The 17953-nt window shown below is 75.7% G+C and carries 15 protein-coding genes, 1 tRNA gene and 1 pseudogene; 9 read left to right on the plus strand and 8 right to left on the minus strand.

Annotated features, from left to right (window positions below; all coding sequences use genetic code 11):
* Positions 1-266: pseudogene (locus tag ACWGJO_RS36860) on the minus strand (hypothetical protein); the annotation flags it as partial.
* Between the two features lie 10 nt (positions 267-276).
* Here ACWGJO_RS36860 and ACWGJO_RS36865 point away from each other — a divergent pair.
* A complete protein-coding gene (locus ACWGJO_RS36865) occupies positions 277-849 on the plus strand; it encodes an NPCBM/NEW2 domain-containing protein (protein WP_452190038.1) in 573 nt (190 codons plus the stop codon).
* A 144-nt stretch (positions 850-993) separates the two neighbouring features.
* Here ACWGJO_RS36865 and ACWGJO_RS36870 read toward each other — a convergent pair whose 3' ends face one another.
* The 3 genes from ACWGJO_RS36870 to ACWGJO_RS36880 all read right to left on the minus strand — a co-directional run bounded on the left by ACWGJO_RS36870 (position 994) and on the right by ACWGJO_RS36880 (position 4622).
* On the minus strand, positions 994-1698 hold the full coding sequence (locus ACWGJO_RS36870; RefSeq protein WP_401053114.1) for a DsbA family oxidoreductase: 705 nt from the start codon (positions 1696-1698) through the stop codon (positions 994-996).
* Between the two features lie 98 nt (positions 1699-1796).
* A complete protein-coding gene (locus tag ACWGJO_RS36875) occupies positions 1797-2318 on the minus strand; it encodes a universal stress protein (protein WP_452190039.1) in 522 nt (173 codons plus the stop codon).
* 168 nt (positions 2319-2486) lie between these two features.
* Positions 2487-4622 (minus strand): asparagine synthase-related protein, encoded by a 2136-nt coding sequence (locus ACWGJO_RS36880; RefSeq protein ID WP_452190040.1) that lies wholly within the window; start codon positions 4620-4622, stop codon positions 2487-2489.
* Between the two features lie 798 nt (positions 4623-5420).
* Here ACWGJO_RS36880 and ACWGJO_RS36885 point away from each other — a divergent pair.
* The 7 genes from ACWGJO_RS36885 (at position 5421) to ACWGJO_RS36915 (ending at position 14163) form a co-directional block, all read left to right on the plus strand.
* Positions 5421-6848: an MFS transporter gene (locus tag ACWGJO_RS36885; protein WP_355264844.1), complete on the plus strand. Its 1428-nt coding sequence runs from the start codon at positions 5421-5423 to the stop codon at positions 6846-6848.
* 465 nt (positions 6849-7313) lie between these two features.
* The gene (locus tag ACWGJO_RS36890) at positions 7314-8891 is read left to right on the plus strand and encodes a TROVE domain-containing protein (protein WP_452190041.1); all 1578 of its coding nucleotides are present in this window, start codon (positions 7314-7316) and stop codon (positions 8889-8891) included.
* Positions 8892-9195: 304 nt separating this feature from the next.
* A complete protein-coding gene (gene trmB / locus ACWGJO_RS36895) occupies positions 9196-9981 on the plus strand; it encodes a tRNA (guanosine(46)-N7)-methyltransferase TrmB (protein WP_387737304.1) in 786 nt (261 codons plus the stop codon).
* Between the two features lie 277 nt (positions 9982-10258).
* A complete protein-coding gene (locus tag ACWGJO_RS36900) occupies positions 10259-11425 on the plus strand; it encodes a PrsW family intramembrane metalloprotease (RefSeq protein WP_452190042.1) in 1167 nt (388 codons plus the stop codon).
* A 50-nt stretch (positions 11426-11475) separates the two neighbouring features.
* Positions 11476-11549, plus strand: a tRNA-Met gene (locus ACWGJO_RS36905).
* Between the two features lie 192 nt (positions 11550-11741).
* Positions 11742-12530, plus strand: a complete 789-nt coding sequence (locus tag ACWGJO_RS36910) for a hypothetical protein (protein WP_452190043.1) — start codon at positions 11742-11744, stop codon at positions 12528-12530.
* A gap of 463 nt (positions 12531-12993) precedes the next feature.
* The gene (locus ACWGJO_RS36915) at positions 12994-14163 is read left to right on the plus strand and encodes a hypothetical protein (RefSeq protein WP_452190044.1); all 1170 of its coding nucleotides are present in this window, start codon (positions 12994-12996) and stop codon (positions 14161-14163) included.
* Here ACWGJO_RS36915 and ACWGJO_RS36920 read toward each other — a convergent pair.
* From ACWGJO_RS36920 to ACWGJO_RS36935, 4 genes are all read right to left on the minus strand, one after another.
* On the minus strand, positions 14153-14614 hold the full coding sequence (locus tag ACWGJO_RS36920) for a GNAT family N-acetyltransferase (RefSeq protein ID WP_452190045.1): 462 nt from the start codon (positions 14612-14614) through the stop codon (positions 14153-14155). The two genes, ACWGJO_RS36915 and ACWGJO_RS36920, sit on opposite strands and share 11 nt — an antisense overlap.
* A gap of 36 nt (positions 14615-14650) precedes the next feature.
* Positions 14651-15397 carry a hypothetical protein gene (locus ACWGJO_RS36925; protein ID WP_452190046.1) on the minus strand — a complete coding sequence of 249 codons (747 nt, stop codon included), beginning with the start codon at positions 15395-15397 and terminating at the stop codon, positions 14651-14653.
* Between the two features lie 94 nt (positions 15398-15491).
* Positions 15492-16232, minus strand: a complete 741-nt coding sequence (locus ACWGJO_RS36930) for a sensor domain-containing protein (protein ID WP_452190047.1) — start codon at positions 16230-16232, stop codon at positions 15492-15494.
* Positions 16233-16421: 189 nt separating this feature from the next.
* On the minus strand, positions 16422-17012 hold the full coding sequence (locus ACWGJO_RS36935; RefSeq protein ID WP_452190048.1) for a GNAT family N-acetyltransferase: 591 nt from the start codon (positions 17010-17012) through the stop codon (positions 16422-16424).
* 42 nt (positions 17013-17054) lie between these two features.
* Here ACWGJO_RS36935 and ACWGJO_RS36940 point away from each other — a divergent pair, with 42 nt between their 5' ends.
* Entirely contained in the window at positions 17055-17930 is an 876-nt protein-coding gene (locus ACWGJO_RS36940) for a hypothetical protein (protein WP_359913968.1), read from the plus strand.
* The last annotated feature ends 23 nt before the right edge of the window (positions 17931-17953 follow it).

Genomic DNA, 17953 nt, shown 5'->3' on the forward strand with positions numbered 1-17953 from the left:
CCCGAGCCGGCGCCCCCGGCGGCCGCTCCCTTGGCCCCCAGCGCCCCGGTCGCCGTCGCTCCGGCGCCGCCCCCGGCCGCGCCCACCGCGGCCCCGGCCCCGGCTCCGACGCCCGGCGCCGCCGATCCGGCCCCGGAGGCGCCCGCGGCGAGCCCCTCGGCCCAGCCGGCCGCCGCCTCCCGGACTCCGCAGCCCGCCACCACGGGGGCGCCGGAGCCGGTCACGCCCGCGCCCAGCAGCTCGAAGGCGCCGAAGCCGACCTTCACTCCCCCGGTCGTGCCCGTGCCGACCCTGCCGCCGCTGCCGCCGCTGCCCACGCCCGACGTCCCGGTGGTGCCGACGCCCACCCTGCCGCCGGTGCCGACCCCGACCGTCACCACGCCGGTGCCGCCCGTCCTCAGTGACTTCTGGGGCAACTCGCTGCCGGTGCTCAAGCCCGGCAACAACCGGGTGCCGCCGCCCGAGCCGAGCATCCGGCAGAAGGGCAGCGACAACTTCTGGCAGCGTGACGGCGGCTGGATCGGCGGCGACTACCACCCGCACGCGATCACCGTGCACGCCCCGGCGACCACCGTGATCGACCTCAACCGCAGCTGCGCGTCCTTCGACGCGGTGGCCGGGGTGGACGACGCCACGCTCTCGCCCGGCAGAGTCGTCTTCTCCGTCCAGGGCGGTGACGGCAGCACCCTGTGGAGCTCCCGCGCGCTGGCCGTCGGCGACGACGCGGTGCCGGTGCACGTGCCGCTGGCCGGGCAGAAGTCGGTCAAGCTGGTGGTCACGCCGGTGAGCGGGATCTGGTCGGCGCTGAACGTCGCGGACTGGGCCCAGGCCCGCTTCCGGTGCTCGTGACGGGCGCGCGCTCCGGTCGGGTCTCCGGTCGGGTCTCCGGGTAGTCCTCCGGTCGGGTCTCCGGTCGGTCATGACGCAGGCCCGCTCCAGGAGTCCTGGAGCGGGCCTCGGGTCCGCGATTCCGTGCGCCCGGTCGGCCGGGCGTCAGATGGCGCAGGAGCCGTCCGCGCAGGCCTCCCCGGCCGGGGCGACCTGCACCGGGGCGGGACGGCGCTCGCCGATCTCGGTGGCGACCTGGTCCAGCACCTTGCGGAAGGTCTCGGCGTCCTGGCCGCCCTGGACGGCCCACTTGCCCTCGAAGACGAAGGTCGGCACGGCGTTGATGCCCAGCTCGCGGCCCTCGGCCAGCTGGGCGTCGACCTCGGCGACGCCCTCGTCGCCCGCCAGGTAGGCGGTCACCCGGTCCCGGTCCAGGCCGGCCGCCACGGCGACGTCGGTCAGCGCGGCGCGGTCACCGACGTCGACGCCGTCGGTGAAGTGCGCCTTCAGCAGCGCCTCCTTCAGCCGCCCCTGGACGGCCGGGCCGTACTCGACCTCGGCGAGGTGCAGCAGCCGGTGGCCCAGGAGGGTGTTGGCGTGCAGCGCGGCGTCGAAGTCGTACGTGATGCCCTCGGCGAGGCCCAGCTCGGCCACCCGCGCGTCCATCGCCACCGACTGCGGGCCGTAGCGCTCGGCCAGCCAGGCGCGGTGCGGGCTCGCGGTCGCGGGAGCGTCCGGGACCAGCTGGTACGGGCGGTAGACGACCTCGACCTGCTCCTTGCCCGGGAAGTCCGCCAGGGCCTGCTCGAAACGGCGCTTGCCGATGTAGCACCAGGGACAGGCGATGTCGCTCCAGATCTCGACCTTCATTGCGGGGGGCTCCAGGGGGCGTCTTGGCGAATGTGTACAAGATGGGTGAACGATGAACCATCTCGGGGCATTCCCGGCGGCCCGGTCCGTGGAGCGGATCACACCGCGGGCGGCGCCGGGACCACCAGCACCGGGCATGCCGCGTGGTGCACCACCGCCGAACTCACCGAGCCCATCAGCAGCCGGGCGAAACCGCCGTTGCCCCGGGTGCCGACCACCAGCGTGTGCTGCCGGGTCGCCGCCTCCAGCAGCACCTCGATCACGCTGCCCAGCACCACGTGCAGCGACAGCTCCCCCGCGTACGACGCGGGGCGCTGGCGCTGCACGGCGGCCACCGAGCGGTGCAGCCCGTCCGCCATGCTCTCGACCAGCGTCTCCACGCTCTCCTGCACCAGCTCCGCCATCCCCGGCGGGTAGCCGGCCGGCGCCGGGTTGACCACGGCGAGCACGTACAGCGGCAGCCCGAACAGCTCGGCCTCCGTCATCGCCCGGTCGAGTGCCCACAGCGACCCGTCCGAGCCGTCGCACGCCGCCAGCACCCCCGGCGGCCGCCCCGTCGGCGGCCGGCCGAGCACCGACAGCACGACGGGCACCTCCCGCCCCGCGCTCCCACCGGCCACCGCGCACCCTCCTCGCCCCGGATCCACACCCCCGCCATCATCACCGCCGCCCCGACCCGGCCCCGGCAACCGCGCCGCAGGGCGGGGTGCGGGGCGGGCCCACGGTCGTGGGGCGGGCCGGCCGGAGTCGTCGGCGCGGGCTCCCCAGGCTCAGGAGGCCCACCAGGCTCAGGAGGTGAGGGCGGGCCGCCGGGGGCTGGGCAGGCCGGTCCAGCAGGCGCCGTGGCGGCGGGCGCGGACCCGGCGGAGCCAGAGCTCGGTGGAGACGAGGTCGGCGAGGCCGGCGAGGTCCGCGGGGGAGAGGGGGGTGGCGGGGTCGGCCGAGTGGGCGAGGCGGGCGCGGACGGCGGGGAGGTCGATGAGGCCGGCTTCGGCGAGCAGCGGGGCGTCGAAGAGTTCGGCGAGGCCGTCGGCGGCGAGGCGCAGGCCCGCGCGGGCGGGGGCGGTGCGGTCGGGGCGGGGGCCGCGGCCCCAGTCGGGGGGCAGGTCGGTGCGGCCGGCGCCGGTGAGGACGGCGTGCAGGAGGGCGTGCCGGGCGCCGGGCTGGAGGCGGACGTCGTCGGGCAGCAGCCGGGCGGCGCGCACCACCTGGTTGTCGAGGAAGGGCGCGTGCAGCCGCTGGCCGGGCTGTTCGGCGGCGTGCACGAGCGTGCGGAACCCGCGCGCCTGCCGGTAGAGGGCGTGTCGGGCCCGGTACGCGCCGGGGTGCTCCTCGGGCGCCGGTTTGCGCGCCGCCAGGCGGAGCCGCAGCGCCACCGAGGAGAGCGCCTCGTCGGAGAGCCAGCGGGCAGCCGGGCCGGGCACGCACCAGGCGAGGTCGACGGCCGAACGGGCCCCCGCCGTGCCGCCGCCGTCGGGGACGTGGCGGGCGGTCAGCTTGGCGGCCGCCTCGTCCAGCGCCTCGGCGTAGCGGACCCGGGAGAGCCGGTGCGCGGCCCGGAGCACGGTGAGCGGGGTGCGCAGCGTGCCGGTGAGGACGCCCGCGGCCGCCCGGTCGGCGCCGGCCAGGGCGACGACCGGGGAAAGGAGTTCGCGCGGCCGCCCGGCCCGGACGAGGTCGGCGAGCCGGGCCGGGTGTCCGTCCAGGACCTGGCGGGCGCCGTAGCCGGTGAGGTGGTCGGTGCCGCCGGCGTCGAAGCGGGCCTCGGCCCGGGCGGCGGCGACGAGTTCGGGCCCGGGCTCGTCGGTGAGCCGGCCCGCCCGGGGGTCGGCTCCCGGCCCGGCGTACGGGAGGGTGTCCGGGCCGGGGTCGAGCACGGTGTGCCGCAGCCGCGGGGTGTCGGGGGCGAGCGCGAGGCCGGCCGGGGGCCCGGTCTCGCCGAGCGTGACGGCGGCCAACCGCTCGGGGGCGGCGGCCTCCCGGGTGGCGGCGCGGGCCCAGGAGCCCTTGACCGCGCCGCTCCTGGCCCCGACGGTGGCCGTCCCGGCTCCGGCGGTGGCCGCGGGCACCGGCGGCAGCGGGACGGCGGCGGCGAGCAGGGCGACGGTCGCGGAGGCCGTCCCGTACGAGAGGTCGACGCCGAGCCGGGCCCGTCCGACCGGGTCGGGGACCGGCGTGGTGGTGCGGACCCGGGAGCGGACGGACTCCAGCAGGGCGCGGGTGAGTTCGCGGACGGCGGGCGCCTCGTCGCGCGGCTGCTCGGCACCGGCCGGGTCGTCGTAGCCGGACAGGTACGGGCGGCCGCCGCGGATGCCGAGCACATGGCCGGGCGGCACCCGCTGCACGCCCAGGTACGGGGTGCCGGCGCCGAGCGCCTCGGGGGACTCCGGGCAGGCGAGCCGGGCGGCGAGGTGGCCGGTGTCCAGCGGGGCGCCGACCAGGTCTGCGAGCGGCAGCGCGGCGGTGGCGTACGCGGTGCCGCCGGCCCACGGGGTGTGGAAGACGGGCCGGGCGCCGGCCAGGTCGGTGAGCAGCAGGGTGGAGCGGGGGCCGGAGCGCAGCACGACGGTGTAGCTGCCGGGCCAGGCGGTGAGATGGCGGACGGCGCCGCCGCGGGCGGCGGCGAGGCCGGCGGCGAGTTCGGCGTCGGTGGCTCCGCAGTGACCGAGGACGGCGAGCCGGGTGGTGGCGGGGGTGTCCTCGATCCGGTCGGGTTCGGTGGGGCCGGTGCTGACCACGGCGGGGGCGCCGGGGCGGTGGGTGACCAGGCGGATCTCCGCGGGGCGCCAGTCGCCCACGGCCCAGAGCGGGTCGGGCCCGGACCACAGCGGACGGGCGGCGATCGGCTCGACCCCGCCGCGCACTTCGTGCGCCGGGGAGCCCGCGCTCGGCGCACCCGTGCACCAGCCCGTCAGCCACCGCATCGTGCCTCCACCGGACGAGGACCTGCATCCGTGCGGCGCGTTCGCCGCCCGCCGGGCGGCCGGGTGGTGCTGCCGTGGCGGCCCGGGCGCGTCCCGGCGGGTCCCCGCAGCTCGGACGCGCCGTCAGGAGACATCGTGCCACCGCGGGGCGTCTCCGTGGCCGGTGTTCCGGGGTTCCGCCTCCGTTCGGACCGGCCGTTCGACGGACCGCCGGGGCCGTGCGGGCCCGCTCCCGGCCGGAGCTCCGTCCGGTGCGCGATCGCTGCGCGTGGGCAAGTTCCGCCCGCCGGAAGGGAGTTCGATCCGCCTGGTGCTCCGGGGGGCGGGCGGGCCGGGCCTCCCCCTCCCCGGCCCGGACCGCCGGCGAATCACCTTTGGCATGGGCATCGCGAGATGGCCGAAAGGCGTCGCCCGGCCCGGGAGGGCATCCGCATGCCCTCCCGGACTTCACCACCACCCGCGGGGATTGAGGCGGCGGCGTCCCCCGGCCCGCCGGGTCCTCGACGGCAGGCCGACCCACGACCACCAGCGAATCGCCGACCAGCCGGTCGGGCCAGGGGGCACGGCCGGGCGCACGTGTACACGGGACCGGAGCACGACGCTCCGGCGCGCGGCACGGTCGGCCGGATCCGAGCGGTCCGGACCAACTCCGGTGCGGCACGGCCGAGTGCGCGATCCCGCCATCCGGAATGCGACCTCTTAACCGTCGGAACGCGTCCGACTACGCTAGGTACAGCAGCTACGGCCCGGTGCCGCCCGGGCCCCGCGCACAAGGCCGCAGGAGGTGCAGCCGCCACCATGACCGTCAGCCCACGTGGACCGAACGAACGGCTCGGCACGCTCCTGACCCTCGCCCAGATCAGCAACGCCGGACTGGCCCGCCGGGTCAACGACCTCGGCGCCCAACGCGGGCTGACCCTGCGGTACGACAAGACCTCGGTGGCCCGCTGGGTCAGCAAGGGCATGGTGCCGCAGGGGCCCGTCCCGCACCTGATCGCCACCGCGATCGGCGGCAAGCTCGGCCGGCCCGTCCCGCTGGAGGAGATCGGCCTGGGCGACACCGACCCGGCGCCCGAACTCGGCCTGGCCTTCCCGCGCGAGGTCGCCGACGCGGTCCGCTCGGCGACCGACCTGTGGCGGGTCGACCTCGACCTGCGCCGGGGGCCCGGCGGCGGCCGCTGGAGCGACAGCCTGGCCGGCACCTTCTCGGTCGCCGCCTACGCGACCCCCGTCTCCCGCTGGCTGATCACCCCCGCCGACGGCTCGGTGGCCCGCGAGGTGCCGCGCTCCCCCACCGACACCTCCTCCTACCGGGTCGGCCACTCGGACGCCGCCAAGCTCCGCGAGGCCGCCCAGGAGGCCCGTCGCTGGGACTCCAAGTACGGCGGCGGCGACTGGCGTTCGTCGATGGTGCCGGAGTGCCTGCGGGTGGAGGCGGCGCCGCTGCTGCTCGCCTCGTACAGCGACGCGGTCGGCCGGGCGCTGTTCGGCGCGACCGCCGAACTGACCAGGCTGGCCGGCTGGATGGCCTTCGACACCGGGCAGCACGAGGCCGCCCAGCGCTACTACATCCAGGCGCTGCGGCTCGCCCGGGCCGCCGCCGACGTCCCGCTCGGCGGCTACGTGCTGGCCTCGATGAGCCTCCAGGCGGGCTACCGGGGCTTCGCCGAGGAGGCCGTCGACCTCGCCCAGGCCGCGCTGGAGCGCAACCGGGGCCTGGCCACCGCCCGCACCATGAGCTTCTTCCACCTGGTGGAGGCCCGGGCCCAGGCCAAGGCCCGCAACGCGGCGGCGTGTGCGACGGCGCTCGGCGCGGCGGAGAGCGCGCTCGAACGGGCGCGCGCCGGGGATCCCGACCCGGCATGGATGGACTTCTACGCCTACGACCGGCTCGCCGCCGACGCCGCCGAGTGCTTCCGCGACCTCGGAGTGCCCTCCAAGGTCCGGCAGTTCACCCGCGAGGCGCTGGCCACGCCCACCGAGGGCTTCGTCCGCTCGCACGGCCTGCGACTGGTGGTCTCGGCGATGGCCGAGGCGGAGGCGGGCAACCTGGACGCCGCGGTCGCCGCCGGCGAGCGCGCCGTCGAGGTGGCCGGCCGGATCTCCTCGCAGCGCAGCCGGGAGTACGTGGTGGAGATGCTGCGGCGGCTGGAGCCCTTCCAGGGGGAACGCCGGGTGCGGGAGCTGACCGAGCGGGCCCGGGCGGTGATCGTCGCTCCGGCGTGAGCGGACGGGACGGCGGTCCGGCGGTAAACGGCGATCCGGCGGTCCGGCGGTAAATGGAGTGCGGTGACGAGAGGGGCCTCGCTATGGTCTCTCTCGTCCAGGTGCGCAGGCAGAGGTTACTTCCACTCTTAATGGGCGTGTCGCGGGTTCGAGTCCCGTCACCGGCTTCGGGCCGGTGTAGCTCAGTCGGTAGAGCAGCTATGTCACCTCAGCCGCCTTCGATCTCTGGACACCTGTACGTGAACAGTTCGTCCGCACCTCCCGGTGCGACGGCAGCGGTTACTTCTTGGTGAGGCGCCCCCAGGGCGCTGCGGTTCGAGCCCGCGAAACACCGCCGCCACCTTTGATCTCGGGAGGCAGCTCTTCGTGGTGCCCGGGTCCGCGTCAGCCATGACGGCCCCGGGCACCGCTGCCGCAGCATGCCTCCCTCCCCACTGACACCAGCACGCCGAGGGGGGCTTCCGCATGTCCAGGTTCAACTTCCGCAGGACCAAGGCCGGTCCGAGCTCGCCGGTGGCCACCACCGGCGAGCGCACCGTCAACCACAACGGCGGCCCGGGCTTCGTCCGGGACCGCAAGTCCGAGCTCTTCCTGCTGGCGATCGCCAACATGGTCGGCCAGGACACCTTCCACGAGCGCGGCGGCGACCGCGACGACCGCTACACCGCGCTGGTGCGCGAACTCGCCGTCGCCGAGCCGGAGTGGACCGTCGGACTGCTGCGCTGGCTGCGCTACGGCGCCCACATGCGCACCGCCGCCCTGGTCGGCGCCGCCGAGTTCACCCGCGCCCGGCTGGACGCGGGCGCCCACGGCCACTCCCGGCAGGCCGTCGCGGCGGTGCTGCGGCGCGCCGACGAGCCGGGCGAGCTGCTCGCCTACTGGACCTCGCGCTACGGCCGGGCGTTGCCCAAGCCGCTCAAGCGCGGGGTCGCGGACGCCGTCCGGCACCTGTACGACGCCCGCTCGCTGCTCAAGTACGACACGGCGGGCAAGGGCTATCGCTTCGGCGACGTGATCGAGCTGACCCACCCCTCGCCGGACCCGGCGAAGGAGTGGCAGGGCGCCCTGTTCGCGTACGCGCTGGACCGCAGGCACCGCCCGGACGAGGCCGTCCCGCCGGCCGCCGACCGGATGCTGACCGCCAACCGCGAGCTGCTGGCGCTGCCCGTCGAGGAGCGCCGGTCGGCGGTGACCGCCGAGGGCGGCGCCGCGCGGCTGGCCGCCGCCGGGCTGACCTGGGAGGCGCTGGCGGGCTGGCTGCAGGGGCCTCTGGACGCGGACGTCTGGGCGGCGGTCATCCCGTCGATGGGCCCGATGGCGCTGGTCCGGAACCTGCGCAACTTCGACCGGGCCGGGGTCTCGGACGCCGTCGCGGCCGAGGTGGCCCGGCGGATCTCCGACAAGGGCGAGGTGCGGCGCTCGCGCCAGTTCCCGTTCCGCTACCTGGCCGCGCACCGCAACGTGCCCTCGCTGCGCTGGGGGCACGCGCTGGAGACGGCGCTCGGTCACTCGCTGGCCAACGTGCCCGAACTGCCGGGCCGGACGCTGATCCTGGTGGACCGCTCCGGTTCGATGTTCGACCGCTCCGGCGGGCCGACCGAGCTCAACCGGGCGGACTCGGCGGCGATCTTCGGCACCGCGCTGAAGGTCCGGGCCGCCGAGGCGGACCTGGTCGAGTTCGGCACCACCAGCCGGGTGGTCGACGTCGGCCGGGGCGAGGCGGTACTGCGTGTGCTGGAACGTTTCTCCGACCTCGGCGGCACCAACACCGCCGACGCCGTCCGCACCCACTACCGCGGCCACGACCGGGTGGTGATCGTCACCGACGAGCAGACCGGCCCCGGCCACTGGGGCGGCGACCCCCTCGCCGCCGTCCCGGCCCACGTCCCCGTCTACACCTGGAACCTGGCCGGCTACGCCCCGGGCCACGGCCCCGGCGGCAGCGCCCACCGGCACACCTTCGGTGGCCTGGGCGACGCGGCCTTCCGGCTGATCCCGCTCCTGGAATCCGGGGCGGACGCCGGCTGGCCCTGGGAGGAGTAGCGGATCAGCGGGACGGTCCGGGCCGGGGAGCCCGCGCCGACCGGGCCCGGCCGCGGCAGGGAGGGGACGGCCGCGGCAGGAGCCGGCGTCGGTCGGGGGGCCGACGCCGGGAGGAAGGGGAAGGAGCCGTCACGGGGGTGCGGCTCCTTCCCCGTTCCCCGGCCGCCGACAGGTGGGCCGAGCGCCGGCCGGGCCGGTGGATGAGCCCGGTCACAGGCCCGGCCGGAGAGCCCCGACAGCCCCGTAGACTCGGGTGATTGTGACTGCCACCGCCCCGATCCCCCAGCCCTCGCCGTCCGCCCGGATGTCCGCCGCGCCGGCCGCCTACCCCGCGCCGATGTACCCGCACAAGGCCACCGAGGCCCAGCACCGCGAGCGTCGCATCCGCAGCTTCCAGCCGCGCCGGGGCCGGATGACCAACGCCCAGGCGAGCGCCCTGGACCGGAGCTGGGAGACGTACGGCATCCCCATCGACGGCACCCCGCTGGACCCGCGGGAGCTGTTCGACGGCCTGCCGGTGACCCTGGAGATCGGCTTCGGCATGGGCGAGACCACCGCCGCGATGGCCGCCGCCGACCCGGCCATGGGCATCCTCGCCGCCGACGTGCACACCCCCGGCCACGGCAACCTGCTCGGCCTGCTGGAGCGGGACGGCTCCCACAACGTCCGGACCGCCGCCGGCGACGCGGTGATCCTGCTGCGCGACATGCTCCCGGACGCCTCGCTGGCCGGTCTGCGGGTCTACTTCGCCGACCCGTGGCCCAAGCCGAAGCACCACAAGCGCCGGCTGGTCCAGCCCTCGTTCCTCGACCTGGTGCTGCCCCGGCTCGCCCCCGGCGCGCTGGTGCACTGCGCCACCGACTGGGAGCCGTACGCGGAGCAGATGCTGGCGGTGCTGTCCGCCTCGCCGGAGCTGGAGAACCTGCACCCCGAGGGCGACGGGACCGGCTGGCTGGAGCCCGGGGACCACCCGGACGGCAGCATTCCGGGCTACGCCCCGAGGCCGGACTGGCGCCCGGTCACCAAGTTCGAACGGGCCGGGATCGCCAAGGGGCACGTCGTCCACGACCTGCTGTTCCGCCGCCGCTGACCCTCCGGCACCGTTCGAACGGGCGGCGGCGCGGCGGCCGGACGGGCGGGCCCGGGAGGGACGGTTCGTCCCGACTCCTCCCGGCGGGCCGCCGCCGTGGCCTACCCTGTGCCGCATGGGCAGCCCGTCCGGCGGCGGGTTCCGGACGGGCGGTCGCACGACGGTTCGAGCAGCCGCCGACGCACCGGAGACGGTCCCGAGCACCGGCGGCACCCGGACCATTCCGGGGCCCCGGAGGCACCGGGCGCATCGCCTGCTGCCCCGGCCGGGTACCGCCGTGCCGCTCCCGGCCGTCGACCACGTCCTCCGCGCCGGCACCACCGCCCCCGGGGCCACGCCGGGCCGCAGCCGCTCGGTGGCGCTCTCCTCGGTCACCGCGACCGCCGTCCTGACCCTGATCGGCTGCGGGGTGCTGATCCTGCACCTGGTCCAGCGGCAGACCGGCACCGTCGGACTGCTGGTCGGCCTGGGCCTGGCGGTGGTGCCGCTGCCGTTCGTGCTCGGCGGCCTGGCCTGGCTCAACCTCACCGCCCGGGTCCCGCTGCGGCACACCGTGTTCTGCCTCGGCTGGGGCGCCTGCGCGGCCACCACCGTCGCCATCCTGGCCAACAACTGGACGGCGAGCTACCTGACCCGGCACCGGGGCCAGTTCGGGGAACTGCTCGGCGCCGGGATCGCCACCCCGGTGATCGAGGAGACCGCCAAGGCCACCGCCCTGCTGGTGCTCCTGCTCCCGCTCGGCCAGCGGCTGCGCTGCCGCGGCCGCCGCACCGGACGCCCCTGCGCGCCGCTGCTGCGCCGGTCGCCCGCGCCCCGGAGCCCCCGCCCGCACCCGCGCCACCCGGTCGGGCCGCACGCCCGCGGCCGACTGCGCCTGCGCCCGTACCTGCGGCCGCTGCCGTACCTGCGCCCGGCCCCGCCCTCCGGGGCGCCGCACCACCGTTCCCGGCCGCGCACCCTGGCCGCCGGGGTGGTGCTCGGCGGGATGACCGCCTGCGGCTTCGCGTTCACCGAGAACGCCCTCTACCTGGGCCGGGCCTTCAGCAGCGACCAGCGGCAGCGGCTGGACAGCATCGGCCTCGGCGACCCGCCCAGCCTGCGCGACTTCGACAGCACCGTGCAGACCTTCGTGCTGCGCGCCCTGCTCTCGCCCTTCGCCCACCCGCTGTTCACCGCGCTCACCGGGATCGGCCTGGCCGTCGCCCTCACCACCGCGCGGCGCTGGCTGGCCCGGCTCGCGGTGCCGGCCGGGCTGCTGCTGGCGATGGCGCTGCACGGCACCTGGAACGCCGCCGCCGACCTCGGCACGGACGGCTTCCTGGTGGTGTACGGGGCGCTGATGGTGCCCTGCTTCGCCGCGCTGGTCGCCTTCGCAGCCTGGGCGAGGTGCCGTGCGGGCCGGCACCCGGCACCCGGTCGGCGGCGGGTCGCCAGGGCGCCCTGAGGAACCGATTTCCCATATCGGCGACTTCCCCGTATTGTTGTGTTCACCGACGCGGGGTGGAGCAGCTCGGTAGCTCGCTGGGCTCATAACCCAGAGGTCGCAGGTTCAAATCCTGTCCCCGCTACTCAGTAGCCGGAAGGCCCGGAGGATTCGTCCTCCGGGCCTTTCGCGTTCCCGGGTACGGACGAAGGACGGTCCTGCCACGAAGCTGTAACAGCGGCCGGTCCCACGATCACCTGTCAGGGTCCTGAACCATACTGAGGAAAAATTCATCTCATTGGGGGGCTGTTCGGGCCACCCGGACAGGAAGAACCACATGCTGTCGAAGCGACTGGTCAGCACCGCCGCGATATGCCTCGTCCTGGCGGCCGGCACCGCGGCGTGCGGCAGCACCAAGAGCGACGGGACGGGCGGCGACGCCAAGGCGGGTACCGCGCAGAAGCTCGACACCGACAAGCTCAGCGCCCAGGACATCGCGAAGCAGGCCAAGGACGCCCTGGCCTCCGCGAGCTCCCTCAAGATGGTCGGCACCGTCGACACCGGCGAGGGCAGCATGGAGCTGAACCTGGCGCTGGACAACAAGAGCCAGTGCACCGGCACCATGGCGATGCCCGGCATGGGCAAGTTCGAGATCATCAGCGACGGCAAGACCTCGTACGTCAAGCCGGACAAGGACTTCTGGACCAACGTGGGCGGCCCGAACGGCGCCAAGGCCGCCGAGCTGTTCAAGGGCCGCTACCTGACCGGCTTCGAGAGCGACCCGTCGATGGGCTCCCTGATCAGCGTCTGCAACCTCGCCGAGTTCAGCAAGAAGATCACCGCCGACAAGAGCGGCAGCGACAAGGTGGAGAAGGGCTCCGCGGGCAACGTCAACGGCGTGAAGACCTTCAGCCTGAAGGTCGCCGACTCCAAGGGCGAGGTCACGACCATGCAGATCGCCACCGAGGGCAAGCCCTATCCGGTGCGGGTCGAGCACTCGGGCGCCAAGGACGGCAACGGCAAGATCGACTTCAGCGACTTCGACAAGCCGCTGACCATCCAGGCCCCGTCGGCCGACAACACGGTCGACTTCACCAAGCTCCAGGACCAGCTCAAGACCGCCTGAGCAGCGGATCCGGGCGCGCCCCGCACGGTCGGCACCGGGGCCGGGCGGGGCTCCGCGAAATAATCCGTTGCCCTCCGTCCGGCGGGCTGCCTATCGTGGCAGCACACTGAAAGGAGGTGATCCTGAGTTGAGTTCCATCAGGATGCGTGAGGTGGCTGCTCGCTAGAGCCGCCCCTGCCTGCGCAGGATGAGGCCCCTGGCCTCCGGCAGGCGAAATCCACAGCAGTCACCCGGCCCGCGGTCTCACCGGTACATCCCCGGTGCCTCGGCGCCCGGCCAGTGCACGGGCCGGCGCGGAGGAGCAGTCCGCGGGCCGTCTGCGTTCCCGGGGAGCTTCCGGCACGATTCCGGAGGCTCCCCGCGCCGTGTCCGGGGCACCGGCCGGACGTTTCCGCGCGGGGGCCGCGGCGCTAGAGTCGGCGCGCGTTCCGGAGCGGAGCGACGCGGACACAGGGGGTGGGCGATGGCGAAGGCGCAACGGCCGGGGGACGGCGGGGCGACGCTGCGGAAGGCGCAGTGGGGCGCCACCGGGGTGCTGGCCGGGACGGGACTGCTCGGACTGCTGCTGTTCGCGCTCGGCCGGGAGCACGCCTGGCAGGTGCTCGGCGGCGGGCTGGTGGTGATCGGGGCCTCGGTGGTGCTCGGCGGCGCACTGGGCTTCCTCTTCGGGGTGCCCCGGGTGCGCGGCGGGGCCGCTGCCGGCGAGCCGCAGGGCTCGTACGCGCCGAACACCAATCTGGAGCAGGTCTCGGACTGGCTGACCAAGGTGCTGCTCGGCGTCGGGCTGACCCAGCTCGGCTCGCTCGGCGAGCGGCTGCACGACCTCGGCGCGGCGCTGGCGCCCGCGCTCGGCGGCGGCCGGGACGTGGCGCCGTTCGCGGCGGCGCTGGTGCTGTACTTCCTGGTCTTCGGATTCCTGGCCGGCTGGCTGGTGACCCGGCTGGCACTGCCGCAGGCGCTGACCGAGACCGACCAGGCGCTGGACCTCTTCCTCGCCGGGCAGGACCGCGACCGGCACGGCGACAAGGTTGGCGCGGACGACCTGCGGGTCCGCGCGATGCAGCAGCTCGGGCTGCTGGGCGGCAGCGCGGAGCGCCCGGCCGCACTGGCCGGGCAGCTGCCGCCCTCCTCCGGCGCGCCGGCCGGGCCGGAGGGCGTGGTGGCGGAGGTCCGCTCGACCGCGCGGCGTTCGGCGCTGACCGCCGACCAGGTGCGGGCCCTCTTCGCGGACGGCTCCGAGGGGCGGCGGATCCAGGCGCTCGCGCTGATGCAGGGCGATCCGGCGCTGGCGGACCTGCCGAGCGTGCTGGACGCGATCGAGCGCCCGCGCTCGGGCTTCGAGCAGTACCACGCGCTGCTGGCCGCCCGGGGGCTGCTCTCCCGGCTGCCCGCCGCCGGGGAGCAGCGGCTGCGGGACGCGGTGGCGACGCAGCTGGTCGACCCGCGGGGCATTCCGTACGGGTCGGACCGCAGTTGGCTGGCGGAGAAGATCCTCTCCCGGCTCCCGGCGCCGGCCCTCGTGCCGGAGCGGCCGGCGCCGGCCGGGCCGCAGGCCGCCCCGGTGGTGCCGGCCCAGCCGGGCGGGCAGGGCGGGCAGGGCGGACCGTCGGCCGAGGGGACCTCTAGCCGGTGAACTCCGGGACGGTGAAGCGCAGTTCGGGACGCTCCCAGGTGATCCTCCCGCGCGCGGGGCAGGTGCCGACGCGTTCGGCGCCCACCCGCAGGTAGAAGCGCTCGGCGGGCGGGTTGGAGACGACCCGCACGGCGGCGGTCCCGGCTCCGCGGGCGAGTTCCAGCATGTGCGCGATCAGCGCGCGGCCGGTGCCGAGCCCCTGGGCCTCGTCGGCGACGAACATCAGGTCCAGTTCGGCCGGTTCGCGGATCAGCCCGTAGAAGCCCAGCAGCCGGCCGGTGGCCGGGTCGGCGGCGAGGAACACCTCGTGGCGGGCGATGTACTCGGGCGTCACCCGGTAGCCCTCGATCATCGGCGCGTACTCGCCGTGATAGGCGGAGGAGGCCTGGATCAGTTCGGTGAGCCGGTCGGCGTCGGTCTCGTCGGCGCGCCGGATCGTCGTGTCGGTCATGCGGGCGAGTATAGGAGTGACCCCCAACAGTGGCTATTACATCACCGGTGGCCGGAGCGCCCGGCGGCGGTGATCGGCGGCCCGCAGCACCAGGACCCGCCGGGGTCGGCCGCCCACCGGCCCGGGGTAGCGGCGGACCTCGCTGCCGATCCGGCGCTCGCCGAGCGCGTACCGCAGCGGGCCGAGGTGGCCGCAGCGCCGGCCGTACCCGTCGTGCAGCGGCTGGACCCGGACCTCGCCGTCCGGGGAGGTGACCCGGACCAGCTCGGTCAGCGCCGCCAACTGGCTTTCGGGGCCGAAGAGTTCGGGGTAGGCGAAGAGCAGGTAGCCGCTCAGGGTGAGGGCGAAGGCGCCGTCCGCGAAGGGCAGCCGGGGCAGCGCGGCGGCCACGTACTGCTGCGGGTGGGCGGAAGAGTCGGCGGCGAACAGCAGGCGGGCGCGGTCCCAGCTGCGCAGGTAGCGCTCGGCGCGGTACGGGCGGGGCGAGGGGTAGAGCTGCGGGCGGGCGGCCATCGCGGCGGCCATCGCCGTCCGGGCGTCCATCGCGGCGTCCGCGACCGCCGGCAGCGGCAGCGCGTACGCCGGATCGACGGCGATCACCCGGCAGCCCAGCCCGCGCGCCTCGGCGGCCAGGCCGGCCGCGCCGCCGGGGCAGTCCAGGACCGGGCCGGACAGGGCGGCGAGCCGGGCCCGGGTGAGGCCGAACAGGGCGCAGTACTCGTCCAGCGGCCGGGAGGTGACCAGGACGTCCGGGGGAACGGCGGGAATGCCGACGGCGGCCACCCGGTCATCCGAACACGCGGCGGCCCCGCCCGCATCCGGAGGCGTCCGGGGTGCGGGCGGGGCGCGGGCGGGGTCCTCGGCCGGGGCCGGCCGGTCAGCGGCCGAGCAGGCCCTGGGCGGCGACCCGGTTGACGTTGGTCAGGCCGCGGACCAGCTGCGTGGTGAGGAGGATCAGCAGCACGCCGAGGAGCGAGAGCCCGGCGATCTGCCAGGGCGACTGGACGTCGTACACGTGCCGGATGCCGTGGCTGTCGTGGAAGTCGAACAACCGGTACCCCTTCCAGGAGGTGTACGTCGGGAAGACCCAGTGGTACACGGGGTAGAGCGCCAGCGCCCAGCCGAGCAGCAGGAACACCAGCGTCACCGCGAAGCTGAGCACCGCCCAGGGGAACATCACCACCTGGTACAGCACGGCCTTCCAGCCGGCCCCGTCCGCGAGCCGCGCGGTGACCGCGCCCCAGCTGCCCTCGCGGACCCGGCGCACCGGCGCCGGGCCGGGGACGTCCAGGGCCAGCATGCCGCGCACCCGGGCCCGCTCCAGCCGGCCGAAACCGCGGGCGACGCTGGTCAGGGCGCCCAGCACGGGCAGACCGATGACGGTGACGAAGGTGCCGACGCCGAGGCAGAACAGGGTGATCGAGACGACGAAGCCGACGATCGCCACCGGCAGGCCGCTGAGCGCGTAACCGACCTCGCGGTAGTAGTACGCCGAGAACGGCGCCCGCCACACGGCCGGCCGCCGCTCGGTCCGGCGGACCCGGGCCGGGCGCGGGTCGTCACCGTGACCGCCCAGGACGTCCCACTCCCGGTCCTCCATGCTGCGGCTGCTGCTCATGCTCCCGGCCCCCGGCCCCTCGTACTGTCGGTCGTTCGTCCCGCTGACAGGCTCCAGTCTGGTGGACGCGCCCGGCCGGACGGGATCCGGAGGCCTGGCGGATCCGGGGTGGGGTTAACCCCCCTCCGCCGGGCCGCCGCTGCAGGGGGTCGGCCGGCGGGGGCGAGCGGTGGTCCGTGGCCCGGGCGGTCAGCCGGTCGTCCGCCCCCGCGGGCCCGCCCCCGGCCACTCGTCGGCGAGCAGCGCATAGAGGAACGAGTCGGACCAGACGCCGTCCTTGAACGCGTCGTGCCGCAGCCGGCCCTCCAGCCGGAAGCCCAGCCCGGTGAGCGCCCTCACGGAGGCGTCGTTGTCCACGGCGACCCGGGCGGCCAGCCGGTGCAGCTCCAGGGCGCCGAAGGCGAAGTCGCAGAGCAGGCCGACGGTCTCGCGCGCGTAGCCGCGGCCCCAGGACCCGCGGGCCAGCACGCACCCGAGCTGAGCGGCGCGGTGCCCTTCCAGGGTGAGCGAGGCCTGCCCGATCGGCGTCGCGTCCGCCGGCTCCTCGGCGTCGGCGAGCCTGGTGACGGCGAGCCGGTAGGTGTCCCGCTCCTCGGCCATCGCCTCCTCCAGGTAGAGCTCGATCTGGTCGGCGCAGTCCTCCCGGCCGCTCGGCCCGAAGGGCAGGTGGCGGGTGACCTCCGGGTCGCCGAACAGCGCGTGCAGCGCGTCCACGTCGTCCTCGGTGAGGTGGTACTCGCGGACGGCCAGTCGCGGGCCGGTGAGTCGTACGGGGACCATGGCTGCCGACCCTATCCCCGCCCGGCGGCTACCGTTCGGACTATGAACGACGAAGACCTGCGGCTCGCCCCCCGCACCAAGGCCGCCGACCTGCTCGCCTGGGCGGCCGGGCAGGACCGCGCGCCGGTGGCCGAGGCGCCGCTGCGCGCGGTGCTGGCGCTGCTGGAGCTGGGCGACGGCAGGATGCACGACGGCTGGCCGGAACTGACCTCCGACGCGGTGGAGCACCTGCTGTACGAACGGCTCCACCTGTACGTCCAACCCGCACCCGAGGAGGACCCGCTCGCCTACGGCGACGCCGTCCGGCTGCTGATCGACCACCAGCGGGCGGCCCGGCGGCTGAACGCGAAGCGCCAGGAGCGGCTGCACGAGGAGGCCGAGTGGCAGGGCGAGGTCGCGGCCGGGCTGCTGCGCCGCGCCGACCTGGTGACCTGGCCCCGGCTGTACGCGGTGCTGCTGCACGCGTACGGGGTGGACGTCACGGACGGGGCGGCGGTGCGGGACTGGCTGGCCGGCTTCGCGGAGCTCGCGGAGGAGGACCGGCTGGCCGCGTACGAGGCACTGGTGCCGGCCGGCTGGCTGGACGAGCCGGACGAGCAGGGCTGGGGCCCGGGCCGGGTGCTGTCGGTCGGCATGGCCACCGACGGCGCCCGGCGGCTGCTGGAGCAGGGCCTGATGCGGCGCAGCTACCGCAACCTGGCCGAGCTGACCGCGCAGGGGCGGCCGATGCCTGACGAACTGGCCGGGGACTTCGGGCAGTTCGAGGAGGCGGCGGTCGACGCGGCGCTCGACCTGTTCGGCGGGTGGACGGTGCCGGGGCTGCCCCGGCTGCTGGTGACGGAGTTCCCGGAGCTGGCGCCGGAGCCGGGCCAGGAGGAGATCGAGGCGTACCTGGCGCAGCTGCCCGCCGAGGAGTGAGACCTCGCACGGAGGCCCCGGCC

It is taken from the genome of Kitasatospora sp. NPDC054795 (genome assembly GCF_053611565.1).